This is a genomic window from Kribbella lupini, assembly GCF_039529595.1.
Taxonomy (GTDB): Bacteria; Actinomycetota; Actinomycetes; order Propionibacteriales; family Kribbellaceae; genus Kribbella; species Kribbella lupini.
Map to the genome: position 1 here is coordinate 1229616 of NZ_BAAANC010000002.1, position 12563 is coordinate 1242178.

General features: G+C 69.7%; 9 protein-coding genes. 5 read left to right on the forward strand and 4 right to left on the reverse strand.

Translation table 11 applies throughout. The features are described from left to right. Window positions 1-125 precede the first annotated feature (125 nt). Both ABD235_RS19120 and ABD235_RS19125 read right to left on the reverse strand, forming a co-directional pair. Window positions 126-1673, reverse strand: a complete 1548-nt coding sequence (locus ABD235_RS19120; RefSeq protein ID WP_344175813.1) for a molybdopterin-dependent oxidoreductase — start codon at window positions 1671-1673, stop codon at window positions 126-128. Between the two features lie 606 nt (window positions 1674-2279). Continuing rightward, the gene (locus tag ABD235_RS19125) at window positions 2280-2900 is read right to left on the reverse strand and encodes a flavin reductase family protein (RefSeq protein ID WP_344175815.1); all 621 of its coding nucleotides are present in this window, start codon (window positions 2898-2900) and stop codon (window positions 2280-2282) included. Window positions 2901-2963: 63 nt separating this feature from the next. On the opposite strand from ABD235_RS19125, the gene ABD235_RS19130 reads away from it, so the two are divergent. The 3 genes from ABD235_RS19130 (at window position 2964) to ABD235_RS19140 (ending at window position 7154) form a co-directional block, all read left to right on the forward strand. Then, on the forward strand, window positions 2964-4388 hold the full coding sequence (locus ABD235_RS19130; protein ID WP_344175816.1) for a phosphotransferase: 1425 nt from the start codon (window positions 2964-2966) through the stop codon (window positions 4386-4388). Window positions 4389-4686: 298 nt separating this feature from the next. Then, a complete protein-coding gene (gene mgrA / locus ABD235_RS19135; RefSeq protein ID WP_344175817.1) occupies window positions 4687-5721 on the forward strand; it encodes an L-glyceraldehyde 3-phosphate reductase in 1035 nt (344 codons plus the stop codon). Between the two features lie 782 nt (window positions 5722-6503). Continuing rightward, window positions 6504-7154: a hypothetical protein gene (locus ABD235_RS19140; RefSeq protein WP_344175818.1), complete on the forward strand. Its 651-nt coding sequence runs from the start codon at window positions 6504-6506 to the stop codon at window positions 7152-7154. 216 nt (window positions 7155-7370) lie between these two features. Here the strand turns inward: ABD235_RS19140 and ABD235_RS19145 are convergent, their stop codons facing one another. Together ABD235_RS19145 and ABD235_RS19150 are read right to left on the reverse strand one after the other, a co-directional pair. Beyond that, window positions 7371-8351, reverse strand: a complete 981-nt coding sequence (locus ABD235_RS19145; RefSeq protein ID WP_344175820.1) for a TAXI family TRAP transporter solute-binding subunit — start codon at window positions 8349-8351, stop codon at window positions 7371-7373. Continuing rightward, the gene (locus ABD235_RS19150; RefSeq protein WP_344175822.1) at window positions 8348-10372 is read right to left on the reverse strand and encodes a TRAP transporter permease; all 2025 of its coding nucleotides are present in this window, start codon (window positions 10370-10372) and stop codon (window positions 8348-8350) included. The genes ABD235_RS19145 and ABD235_RS19150 overlap by 4 nt, the downstream gene beginning before the upstream one ends. Window positions 10373-10489: 117 nt before the next feature. On the opposite strand from ABD235_RS19150, the gene ABD235_RS19155 reads away from it, so the two are divergent. Together ABD235_RS19155 and ABD235_RS19160 are read left to right on the forward strand one after the other, a co-directional pair. Then, the gene (locus ABD235_RS19155; RefSeq protein ID WP_012918592.1) at window positions 10490-11155 is read left to right on the forward strand and encodes a response regulator transcription factor; all 666 of its coding nucleotides are present in this window, start codon (window positions 10490-10492) and stop codon (window positions 11153-11155) included. A 3-nt stretch (window positions 11156-11158) separates the two neighbouring features. Further along, window positions 11159-12529, forward strand: a complete 1371-nt coding sequence (locus tag ABD235_RS19160) for a sensor histidine kinase (RefSeq protein ID WP_344175825.1) — start codon at window positions 11159-11161, stop codon at window positions 12527-12529. The last annotated feature ends 34 nt before the right edge of the window (window positions 12530-12563 follow it).

Genomic DNA, 12563 nt, shown 5'->3' on the forward strand with positions numbered 1-12563 from the left:
CCTTTGGATGGTGCTGCTTCGGTACGTGAAGGGTGCTGCTGGAAAGTCGTTCAGGTCTCGTGGGATCGGGACCGTGGTGGAGCGGATGCGGGACGGCGGGTGCCGCGGCCGTCCGGCGGCGTCGGCTACTCGACCATCACCACCGTGTTGTGCAGCCCGCTCGACCCGTTGGGCCGGGGAGCGGCACGATCGGCGGTCTGCACCTGTCCGGTCCTGTCGGTCGCGCGGACGGTGAGCGTGTGGTTGCCGGAGGTCGCGTCCCAGCGGAAGGTCCACTGCCGCCAGATGTCGATCCCCGCCTCGTCGGCGAGCTTCGCCTCCTGCCAGGGGCCATCGTCGACCTGGACCTCGACCTTCGCGATGCCGCGGTGCTGAGCCCAGGCGACGCCGGCGGCGACCGCCGGGCCCGGCTTGATCCGGGCGAAGCCCTTGGGGACGTCGATCCGCGAGGACGTCTTGATCGGTGCCTCGACCGACCAACCGCGGTCGGTCCAGTAGGCGCTGAAGTCGTCGAACCGGGTGACCTCGAAGTCCACGATCCACTTGGTCGCCGACACGTAGCCGTACAGACCGGGCACGACCATCCGCACCGGGAACCCGTGCTCGAAGGGCAGCGGCTCACCGTTCATGCCGACCGCGAAGATCGCGTCCCGGCCGTCGGTCAGCGCGGCCAGCGGCGTCCCGATGGTGAGCCCGTCGACGCTGGTCGACTTCACCGCGTCCGCACCGGCCTGGACACCGGCCTCCCGGAGGATCTCCGCGATCGGGACGCCGATCCAGCGGGCGTTGCCGATGTACGGGCCACCGACCTCGTTGGAGACACAGGTCAGCGTGATGTCCCGCTCGATCAGGCGCCGGCCGAGCAGATCGGCGAAGGTGAGCCGGAGCTCTTTGTCGACCATGCCGTGGATGCGCAGTTCCCAGTTCCGCGGGTCGACCTTGGGCACGGTGAGCAGCGTGTCGACGCGGTAGAAGGACTTGTTGGGCGTGGTGAACGCGCTGACCCCCGAAACATCCGCGGCCACGCCACTCGCCAACGCCTTCGCCCGACTCGCAGGCACCGGCAGCCGGATCCCGCGCCGAGTCGCTTCGTCGACCCCAGCTGGCAGGACGCGGGCGACCACGCCACCCCCGACACCCGCCGCACCCAACGCGAAGGTGGTCACCAGGAACTTTCGTCGATCGAACCCGGCGGGTGCTTCCGCCTCGGTCGGCGCACTCTTCCCACGCAGCCGGTAACCGCGAGTCCGCAGCACCAGGTACATGCCGACAGTTGCCACCAGCAACGTAATGATCCCGGGCAGGACCCGGACCACAGCGTTGGAGGCCAGCGAGCGCCCGGTCGCCGCGGCGAGAATCGCCAACAGCCCCAGCAGGACCGTCATCCCCAGCGCCACCCGAGGCCGCTTCACCCCGACGGCCCCAGCCACCAGCGCAAAGACGGCGACCGCAACCAGCACTCCACCCACAAGAATCGGCTTGTCGGCCGTGCCCAGGTTCTTCACCGCCCAGTCCTTGGCCGGACCAGGCGCGAGGTCGATCAGTTGCGTGCCGACTCCCACCACCGGCGACGTCCCACCGGCGAGCGCGGCCGCCAGCTCACCGAGGCCGAGACCGGCCGCGGCGGCCAGCAAGCCACCCAATGCTGCAAGGATCCGCTGATGCGAAGTCATGCCCGGACTTCGGACCCACTCCACCCCCGGATGGGTCATCCCTCAAGAAACTTCAGAACCCGTCCCCAGCACGGCGGTCACGCCGGCGCTCGCACTCGGCACCAGCACCAAGCCGACCGGATCGACGCCGAGAACCCTTCATCCCTCCGCCAAGCGTCCGAAGAAGTGCGATGCGTCCGAAGAAGAGAGGCCTATAGGGCTCACGCCCTCGGACGCGTGAAGGTTCTTCGGACGCTAGTACCAGCGCGGCGGCTCGCTGGTGGGAGACCGATACGGCCCAGGTGAGAGCACTTCGCGGCAGTACCTGACAAGTCACCGATCTCGATCGACGGGCCGTGCTTGCCGGCGTCTACCGCAGTACGCCACATCGCGCACGCGGCGGGTTCTCGTCGTACGGCGGGCGGAGGCGCGTTTCCACCGCCGGGCCTTCGCTCAACCTCCGTCTGCTGCAGCGCTCACCACGAGGGCCGGGCCGGGCGGAGCGGCGGGCGGAGCCGGTCGAGGAAGGAGCGGCTGGCCGGGTCTCCGCTGGCCTCCGATGCCGACAGCAACGAACAGGCGTTGCGGTTCTGCCTTCTGCTGCGTGGTGCGGTCGACCTGCAGGCGTCAGTCGGAGTGCTGGTAGTGGCCGGGCCAGTCGTCGTACCGGATCCGGGTGATGTCGAGGACCTCGCCGATCGTCGACCACTCGTTTCGACCGAGGCGGGCGAGAGGACGGAGGCGGTGGATGTCGGGGTGATCGCCGTCCATCGCCTCGGCGGCGATCGCGACGTGGCGGACGCGGCCGATGACGACGGTCGAGTCGCCGAGCTCGAGGGTGGTGTGGAGGGTGCACTCGATGGCGACCGGCGACTCGGTGACGCGCGGGACCGCGATCGTCTTCGAAGGCTCGGTGGTCAGGCCGACCGCCTCGAACTCCGAGATCCCGGCCGGGAAGTTGGTCCCGGTGGCATTGACCTGCTCGAACAACGGCTCGCTCGCGAAGTTCACCACGAACTCGCGGGTGGCCTCCACGTTGTTCAGGCTGTCCTTGCGTCCGACCGAGGTGAACTGCACCATCGGCGGCCGCACGCAGGACACGGTGAAGAACGAGTGCGGAGCCAGATTCAGTACGCCGTCCGCGGAGACCGACGAGACCCAGGCGATCGGCCGCGGCACCACCACCGAGTTCAAGACCGCGTAGAACTCCCTGCCACCGACGACGTCCGGATCCAGATCAACTCGCACCCACCCAGTATCCCGCCCGAAAACCGCTGGGCCCGCACCGGCCTCACCCGCAGACTGACCCCGATGACTCCGATCCAGACCGCAGCACGAGCAATCGCCACCACCCACGGCCTCGACCCCGAGCAGCTCACCGAACTCCCCGGCGGCGTCGCCAACCACGTCTTCCGCCTCGGCAGCGAGCTGATCCTGAGAATCCCGCGTTCCCCGGCCTTCATCCCAGACCTCGAGAAGGAAGCCGCGGTCATCCCAGCCGCCCGCGCCGCAGGCGTCCGCACCCCGGCCATCGTCACCCAAGGCACCATCACCGTCGCCGGCGTCCACACGCCGTACCTCCTGACGACCCGAGTCCACGGCAACGACCTGGCCGCCCACGCCAGCACCCCAACTGCTCACCCCAGCCCCCGCGCCGCTCACCCCAGCACCCCAACTGCTCGCCCCGGTGACCGGGCCGCCCATCCCAGCGCCCCAACTGCTCACCCCGACGCCGCAACTGCTCACGCCAGCTCCCCAGCCGTCCATCCGAGCGCCCCGACTGCTCTCCCCGGTGCCCCGGCCGCCCATCCGAGCGCCCCAGCTGCTCACCCCAGCCCCCGGGGCGCTCACCTTAGGACCCAACCCGCTGACCCCGGCTCCCTCGCGGCCCGGCCCGACGCTGCGATGTGGGAAAACCTCGGCCGAGAGGTTGCTCTGCTCCACCGGATTAAGCAGGCCTCACCAGCATCACCACGTCCAGCGATCTCACGTTGGCCGGGAAACGGGCAAGGATCACCAGGCACAGGCACCCCACCTCAGCCAGGTACTGGGGACACCGGTGATACGTGGACTCTCACACCTCAGCCCGACGGGCCGCCGCGTCAAGGATCGCCAGGTACAGCCGCCCCACCTCAGCCGGGTACCGGGCGGGGATCGCCGGTCCCAGCAGTCGACGGCTCCGGCGAGGTCCTCTCCAACTGGCAGGTGGCCATGCCCGAAGACTCCGGGGCCGCCGCCAGCTCCGCCCACGAGCTGGTCGAGCTTGGCTATCTCGACCCTGAGACAGGTCACTGGCTCGGTTCCTGGATGGATGAGCTGCGTGAGCGGTTTCGCGGCGACTCACCGCTGGTGCTGCTGCACGGTGACCTGGCTCCGCAGAACCTCATGGTCGACCGCACCGGGCGGTTCGTCGCGCTGATCGACTGGGGTGATGCCGCTTGGGGGCCGCGGGGGATGGAGTTCGCCAAGCTCCGGCTGGAGGACGTCGTACGCGTGCTGCCGGCGTACAAGGAGGCCGCGGACGTGCGGTTCGAGCCGGGTGAGCTGGAGGCGGCGGTGCTCTGGTTCCACCTGCAGTGGGGATTGTCGAACCTGACCGGCCCACCGCGCCTCGGCGAGCGGCACTGGACGGCCACGCCCACCAGCCGGGTGCTCGGTGTGCTCCGGTTCCTGGCGTCGGACCCTCCCGAGCCATGGGACTCGTTGATGACGCGTCAGAGTTCCGGGCTTCGTTGACGATCCGACCGGAGTTCCGGCTTCGTTGACGATCCGACCGGAGTTCCGGGCTTCGTTGACGATCCGACCGAAGTTCCGGGGGCTCGTTGATGACCCGCCGGAGTTCCGGGCTCGTCGGTGATCCGCCGGAGTTCCGGGGCTCGTTGGTGATCCGCCGGAGCTTCGGGCGCGCTCGGGACCATTCGGTGGCCTGCGAAGCGGCGATCAAGAAGGTGGATCTCTGGGTCCGATCGACGCCGGTTCTGCTGAAATACAAGGGGTTCGCGGACTTGTCACGACATGGTGCAGACTGGCATTCGTGACTGACTACACAGCAGCTGAGAACCGGTACGACGACCAGATGGCCTATCGGCGGACGGGGCGCAGCGGTCTGCAGCTGCCGGCCATCTCGCTGGGCCTGTGGCACAACTTCGGTGACGACAAGCCGTTCGCGACGCAGCGCGACATCCTGCGCCGGGCGTTCGACCTGGGCGTCACCCACTTCGACCTGGCGAACAACTACGGCCCGCCGTACGGCTCGGCGGAGACGAACTTCGGCACCCACTTCGCCCGCGACTTCGCGAAGTACCGCGACGAGCTGATCCTGTCGACCAAGGCCGGGTACGACATGTGGCCGGGGCCGTACGGTCAGGGCGGCGGCTCGCGCAAGTACCTGCTCGCCTCGCTCGACCAGTCGCTGGACCGGATGGGCCTGGACTACGTCGACATCTTCTACTCGCACCGCTTCGACCCCGACACTCCGCTCGAGGAGACGATGGGTGCGCTCGACGCCGCCGTCCGCTCCGGCAAGGCGCTGTACGCCGGGATTTCGTCGTACTCCGCGGAGAAGACCCGCGAGGCGGCCGCGATCCTAGCCGACCTCGGCACACCGCTGCTGATTCACCAGCCGTCCTACTCGATGCTGAACCGCTGGATCGAGGAGGACCTGCTCGACACCGTCGGTGAGCTCGGCGTCGGCGTCATCGCGTTCTCGCCGCTGGCGCAGGGCATGCTGACCGACCGCTACCTCGACGGCATCCCCGCCGACTCCCGCGCCGCCCAGGGCAAGTCCCTGAGCACCGACATGCTCACTGAGGAAACCCTCAAGCACGTCCGCGCCCTCAACGAGATCGCGAAGCAGCGCGGCCAGTCCGTCGCCCAGCTCGCCCTCGCCTGGACCCTGCGCGACGACCGCGTCACCAGCGCCCTGATCGGCGCCTCCAGCGTCGCCCAGCTCGAGGACAACCTGGCCACGGTCAAGAACCTCAAGTTCACCCAGGAAGAACTCGACGCCATCGACGCCGACGCGGTCGAGGCCGGCATCAACCTGTGGAAGAAGAGCTCCGACCACTGAGCCCAGCTCGGTCAGAACACTGGGGGTCACCGGGCACAGCCTGGTGGCCCCCCAGTGCGTGTTGGGACAGGTACAACCGCACGCGCTGGTGGGTTCGGCGTCAAGCAACCTGCCGACGGGCAGGTGGGTGGGCGATCAGACACCGACGAGCAGGCGGGCCACCAGGGCCAGCGGCGGGCAGGCGGGCGGGCAAGCGAGCGGTGGGCAGGCGTGCGAGCGAGCGGGACCAGCGGCGGGCGGGCTGTGCCAGCGATGGCAGGCAGGCGGGCAAGCCGGCGGCGGGCTAGGCGGCAGGTGGGCGTCGGGCTGCCGGGCCAGCGGCAGGCCGCACGTGAGCGCCGGCCGGCAGGCGGGCCGGGGGCGTGGGGCGAGCAGGCGGGTGAGCAGGGGGCCGGCCGCCGGTCCTGGGGTAGCCACCCGCGGGCAGGTAGGTGAGCGTCGGGCGAGCACCAGCGGCAGGCACGTGAACAGCTAGCAGGCCGACGGTCGTGGGCGTAGCCAGCCGCGGGCGGGCAGGTGAGCGTCGGGCGAGCACCAGCAGCAGGCACGTGAACAGCTAGCAGGCCGACGGTCGTGGGCGTAGCCAGCCGCGGGCGGGCAGGTGAGCGGGCAGGGCCGGCAGGGCGGCCGCAGGTTGAGCAGGGCCTGCTTAGTCGTCGGCGGGACGGCAGGTCCAGCAGGTCGGTGGCGGGGGCTTACGGTCTGGTCACGTGGGGTGGTGGGGTGGTTGCTTGTCGTGGGTGGCGGGCACAGGCTGGGAGTAACCCCAGGAGGTGGTTTCGATGACCGCTTCTACTCTTGAAGTGGCGCTCGGGTACGAGCACGGGAAGATCCGCGAGCTGGCGGCGCCGGCGCACGAGGCGGATGCTGGGTTGCCGCAGCGGCGGCATGAGACGGACTGGTTCTACGCGATCGCGGCGCAGCATTTGGCGGCTGCTGAGGATGTGTTGCTGCCGAAGGTGCGGCGGTTGCCTGACGGGCGGGAGCTGGTGGCGGCGTACGTCGGGAACGCCAAGCAGCTGGAGCGGTCGCTGCGGTTCCTGAAGGCGCGGCAGTACGGCGACAGCCGGGTGCTGCATCTGCGGCCGGACGAGGTGTGGCAGGTGATCGACCGGCAGCTCGAGGAGCACGAGCGGCTGGAAGCGGAGTACAGCCGGCAGCTCTGCGAGTCGATGGACGGCGAGGACGTCAGCGCGCTGACCGAGCGGCTGCTGAGTGCCGAGGAGGTTGCGCCGACGAGGGCGCATCCGTTCTCGCCGCACACGGGCGTGGCCGGGCGGATGGCGCATCGGATGTGGCGGGTCGCGGACACGGCGTGGGACAGCGCCGAGGGGCGCGTCGTACCGACGCACTACCACGCTCACCCCAAGCGCGACTCGGCGTTGTCGCACTACCTACGCGGCTCCCAGATCCCCGAGGAGCACAACAGCTAGGAAGCAGGTGGCCGGACCGACCCCCGGGATGCCTCCCGCGGATCGGTCCGGCCGGTGCCCCTGCCACTGCGCCTGGTTGTGGCGGGGGCGGTCCCTTCTCCACAGCGCCTGGTCGTGGAGGAGGGGTGTGGCCCGTCCCCGCCGCGCCTACGGACAGGGATGGGACCGGCGCCCTCCCCCGCTGCGCCTGGTGTGCGGGGGAGAGCGGATCTGGAGTTATCTGAGCGCGTCGAGCGCCTTCTTCGCGCCGGGGTGGAGCGGGACCGGGTCGGTCTGGGCGGCGGTCTCCAAGGTGATGCCCTTGGCGGCCGCGTTGACCTGGACCAGGGCGTCCTTGTTGTCGAAGATCACCTTGGTCAGCTTCTCCGCCAGCTCGTCCGGCATGTTCTTGCGGACCAGCAGCACGTTCGGAACGATGATCGTCTTCACGTCGCCCGGCTGCTTGTACGTCGCCGCCGGGATGGTGCCCTCGGCATAGATCGTGCCGTACTTCGTGGTCATGGCCGGCAGCAGGTCCGTGATCGGGATCAGTTTGACGTCCTTGCCGAGGCTCGTGGTCAGGTCGGTGATGCCCCCGGTCGGGAGGCCGCCGGACCAGACCAGCGCGTCGATCGAGCCGCTCTTCATCGCGTCGACCGACTCCGGCAGCCCGAGCCGCTGAGCGGTGACGTCCTTCGCCGGGTCGAGTCCGGCCGCGGTGAGCAGCCGCCGGGCGATCACCTCGGTGCCGGAGTTCGGCGAGCCGGTGGAGACCCGCTTGCCCTTCAGGTCGGCGAACTTCGTGATCCCGGACGACGCCCGGACAGCGACTTGGGTGTAGTTCGGGTAGAGCCGGGTCAGCGCGACGACGTCCTGCACCTGCTGGAAGCTGTTCTCACCCTTGACCGCGTCAGCGGCGGTGTCGCCGAGCGAGAACGCGATGTCGTAGTTGCCGGCCACCAGGCCCTGCACGTTCTGCACCGAGGCGCCGGTCTCGCTGGCGGTGGCCCGGTAGCCCTCGACCTTGTCGGAGATCACCGAGGCGAGCGCGCCGCCGAGCTGGTAGTACACGCCGGTGGTGTTGCCGGTAGCAATCGTCAGCCGGCCGCCGTCGGTACCGGCCTGACCGGCCTCGGGCTCACGCTGCCCACCACAGGCCACCAGCGACACGGCGGCAACGAGCGCGAGTACGGCGGCGGGGAGGCGTCGGGTTCTCATGGAGTGACGGATCCTTCCGGTTGTCCGGCCTGGCGCTGCCGCCGGACCAGGTTGATGACGACGGCAACAAGTAGCAAACCGATTCCCACGGCGATGGTTACGGGCGCCAGGTACAGCAGCAGCAGCGCGGCCGGGACGCACAGCGCCCGCTCGACCCAGCTGGTGGCGACCAGGATCCAGCCGCCGGTGACCACGGCCAGCGCCGCGACCGCCAGCATCGACACCGCCAGCGTCCAGACCATGCCGACGAACGAGCCCTGGCCGAGCAGGTGCGCGCCGTTCTCGGTGAGCACGAACGCGAACGGCACCAGGAAGGCCGGCAGCGTGTACTTCCAGGCCTGCCACATCGTGGCCATCGTCCGGCCGCCGGTGATCGCCGAGGTCGCGACGGCGGCCAGCGCGGTCGGCGGCGACACCTCCGACAGCACGGCGTAGTAGAAGATGAACATGTACGCCTCGGCCTGGGTGACGCCGAGCTGCACCAGCGCCGGCGCGATGATCACCGCGGCGATGATGAACGACGCCGTGACCGGGACGGCCAGGCCGAGGATCAGGACGGCGATCGCGGACAGCGCGACGGTCAGGATCAGGATGACGGTCGGGTCGTCGGTGACGCCGCGGCCGGCGTCGACGATGATCTCGGCCAGGTTCAGCCCGAGCCCGGTCTGCGTGGTGACCGCGACGATCACGCCGGCGGTCGCGCAGGTGGCCGCCACCGGCAGCACCGATCGGGTGCCCTGGGCAAGCGCTTTGAACAGCGGCCCGGCGGTCAGCCGGTGCTCGCGGTCCAGGAACGACAGCACGATCTGCAGCAGCACGGCGTACACGACGGCCTTGAACGGCGGGACGTCGACCGCCATGAAGCCGATGATCACGAACAGCGAGAGGAAGTGGTAGCTGAACCGCAGCAGCAGCTTGCGGGCGGACTGCGTCGAGGTCTCGGCCGACGTGGTGCCGTGCCGGCGGGCGTCGATCTCGATCGCGAGCAGGATGCCGAGGTAGTACAGGATGGTCGGGATCACCGCGAAGCCGAGCACCGTCAGGTACGAGACCTGGAGGAACTCGGCGATGATGAACGCGGCCGCGCCGAGCGTCGGCGGGGACAGGATCGCGCCGATACCCGCGGCGGCGAGCATGCCGCCGGCCGGTTCGGGCGGGTAGCCCGCGCGACGCAGGATCGGCCAGGAAACCGTGCCGAGCGACACGGCGGTCGCCGTACCGGAGCCGGACACGCTGCCGAGCAGGAAGCCCGCCAGCGTCACGGTCCGGCCGGGTGCCGTCCGGCTGCGCTTGAACGCGGCGAAGGACAGGTCGATGAAGAACTTGCCGGCGCCGGAGTAGTCGAGCACGGCGCCGTAGATGGTGAACAGCACGATGTAGCTGGCGGCGACGCCGAGCGGGGTGCCGTAGAAGCCGGCCGTGCCCATCGTGAACTGCGCGATGATCGCGTCGAAGTTGAAGCCCTGGTGGGCCAGCGACCACGTGTAGGGCAGGTAGCCGCCGTAGTAGGCATAGGCGATGAACAGCAGGCTGAAGACCGGCAGCACCCAGCCCGTCGTACGACGGCAGGCTTCGAGCAGCAGGACCAGCAGCAGCGCGCCCACGAGCACGTCCGTCGAGGTCGGCGCCTGACGGCGTTCCAGGAAGCCGTCGAAGTCGAGCAACGGGTAGAGGCAGACGACCAGCGCGACCGCGGCCAGCAGCCAGTCCACGACACCGGGGTCGTCATGCGTCCGCCCCTTGAAGGGGTTGAGGAACGCCGGCACCTTCCAGCCCCGATAGCACAACAAAGTGATCGGGAGGACGGCTGCGAGAAAGATCACTAAGTAGTACTGCGTTCCGGCCGACAACGGGAAGAACACCTGGAGCAGCACGCCGACGCTGACGACCGCGCACCAGACCGAGATCACCAGGTCCAAGGCAGGCCGGAGCCGCCGAGCGGGCTTCTCCTGCTCGTACTCGGCCAGTTCGGTCTCGGAGAGCGCGGCGGTGCCGCCCCCCGAACCAACACTCACAGTCATCTACCGGTTCCCTCCCGTGGTCGGAGACTAGTGTCGCCGACCACGGCCTGGAGTCACGTGACTACGTCTTTACCAAGATCTGACACATGTGAGCGTCTCCTGCCCTACGATCACGGCATGAGCGGCGCTGTCAGGATTTTGTTGGTCGAAGACGATCTCGATATCGCCAATGCTCTGATACCTGCGTTGCGCCGGTACGGGCTGATGGTGACGCACGTCCGGACGGCCGCGGACGCCCTCGCCGCCGACCCCGGCGACCTGGTCCTGCTCGACCTCGGACTGCCCGACGGCGACGGCATCAACGTGTGCCGCCAGATCCGTACGGTGTCCGACGTCCCCGTGATCGCGGTGACCGCGCGAGGTGAGGCCGCCGACCGGGTTCGCGGTCTGCGCAGCGGCGCGGACGACTACGTGGTGAAGCCGTTCGCGATCTCCGAACTGCTGGCGCGCATCGACGCCGTACTGCGGCGTACCGGACTGCTGCAACCCCGCCCCCGGGTGACGGTGGGCGATCTGACCGTGGACATCGAAGCCCGCACCGTCCAGGTCGCCGACAAGCCCATCAGCCTGACCCGCAAGGAGTTCGACGTGCTAGCTGTGCTGGCCGCGCACCACGGCCGGGTGGTGCCGCGTGAGCAGGTCGCGCTGTACGCCTGGCAGTCCGTGTTCGAGGCATCGTCGCGAACGATGGACGTGCACGTCGCCAGCCTGCGGGCCAAGCTCGGCCGCCCGGAGCTGGTGCAGACCATCCGCGGCGTCGGCTACCGCCTCGGTTCGGACTGACCGTTGCGTCGTCGCCTGCTGCAGTCCCTCGTCCCCCTGGTCGCCATCCTGGCGATCGTCGCGGCCGTACCGCTGGCCAACTTCATCGCGACCAACACCACGCGCAACCTGTTCCTGTCCCGCAGCAACGACGCCGACTGGTTCGCCACGATGGCCGAGTCGCCGCTGCAGTCGGGGGACATCGCCACGCTGCGCGAGCTGGCGGTGCGCTACCACGAGCTCTACAACACGCCGGTGTTCGTCGTCGACGTCGACCGCCGGGTGGTCGCCACCTCCCGGTCCGGCGTCGACGTGAAGGAGCCGGACATCGAGCTGGTCCTGGACAGCACGCTGTCCGGCCGGCTGCCGGCCGAGCCGAAGGCCCTGTGGCCGTGGCAGTCCGGCGAGATGGTCGTCTCCCGTCCGGTGGTCAACAACGGCCGCGTGCTCGGCGCCTCGGTTCTGCGGGTCCCGACCGAGAAGGGCCGGCACGACGTACAGAACGGCCTGCTCCTGCTGCTCGGCGGGCTGCTGATGGCCGTCGGAGCCGTTGTCATCGGCATCGTTCGCCCGGTCACCCGCTGGGTGCTCCGGCCGCTGAACGACCTCGACAACGCCACCCACCAGGTCACCCGCGGCGCGCTCGACACCCGGGTCTCGACCGACGGCCGCGCACCCGAACTGCGCCGGCTCGGCGACAGCTTCAACTCGATGGCGCTCAGCCTGCACCAGGCACGGCAGCGTGAGCGCGAGTTCGTCGCCGACGCGTCGCACCAGCTCCGGACGCCGCTGACGTCGGCCCGGATCCACATCGAGGGTCTGTCCCGGCTGTCGCCGACCGCGCGGTTCGCGCTCAGCGACATCGACCGGCTGGGCCGGATCGTGCAGCGGCTGTCCCGCCTGGCGGGCTCCGACCGCCCCGGCGACGTCGAGGGCAGCGAGGCCCCGCTGGACCTCGCCCAGGCCGTCAAGGAGCGGCTGGTCGGCTGGAAGGCCGTGTACGCCGCGGACGACCTCGAGCTGATCATCGGCGAGATGGTGCCGGGCGGGGTCGCCGCCGAGCTCGAGGTGGACGACATCCTCGACGTGCTGCTCGACAACGCCAGCAAGTACGGCGCTCCGCCGGTCGAGGTCTCGGTGACCCGGGACGGCACCGAGGTCGTGATGTCGGTGCGCGACCACGGGCTCGGCCTCGGTTCGCGCGACCTGAAGAAGGTCGGCGAGCGCTTCTGGCGTAGCGCCCACCACCGGGAGATGCCCGGTACCGGGCTCGGTCTGGCCATCGTCCGCTCGGAGGCCGCCCGCGTCGGCGGCCGCGTGGTCGCGCGCCCGCCGATCGGTGGCGGCCTGGTGATCGAGGTCAGGGTCCCGCTGATCGACGACTACGAGGACTGACAGACGCCGGAAGGGGCGGCGAGGGCCATCGCCC

What these genes read in the sequence shown, in the direction of transcription:
- ABD235_RS19120 (WP_344175813.1), bottom strand. Translation starts at nt 1,673, where the DNA reads ATGACTTCGCATCAGCGGATCCTTGCAGCATTGGGTGGCTTGCTGGCC.
- ABD235_RS19130 (WP_344175816.1), top strand. Translation starts at nt 2,964, where the DNA reads ATGACTCCGATCCAGACCGCAGCACGAGCAATCGCCACCACCCACGGC.
- ABD235_RS19140 (WP_344175818.1), top strand. Translation starts at nt 6,504, where the DNA reads ATGACCGCTTCTACTCTTGAAGTGGCGCTCGGGTACGAGCACGGGAAG.
- ABD235_RS19145 (WP_344175820.1), bottom strand. Translation starts at nt 8,351, where the DNA reads ATGAGAACCCGACGCCTCCCCGCCGCCGTACTCGCGCTCGTTGCCGCC.
- ABD235_RS19150 (WP_344175822.1), bottom strand. Translation starts at nt 10,372, where the DNA reads ATGACTGTGAGTGTTGGTTCGGGGGGCGGCACCGCCGCGCTCTCCGAG.
- ABD235_RS19155 (WP_012918592.1), top strand. Translation starts at nt 10,490, where the DNA reads ATGAGCGGCGCTGTCAGGATTTTGTTGGTCGAAGACGATCTCGATATC.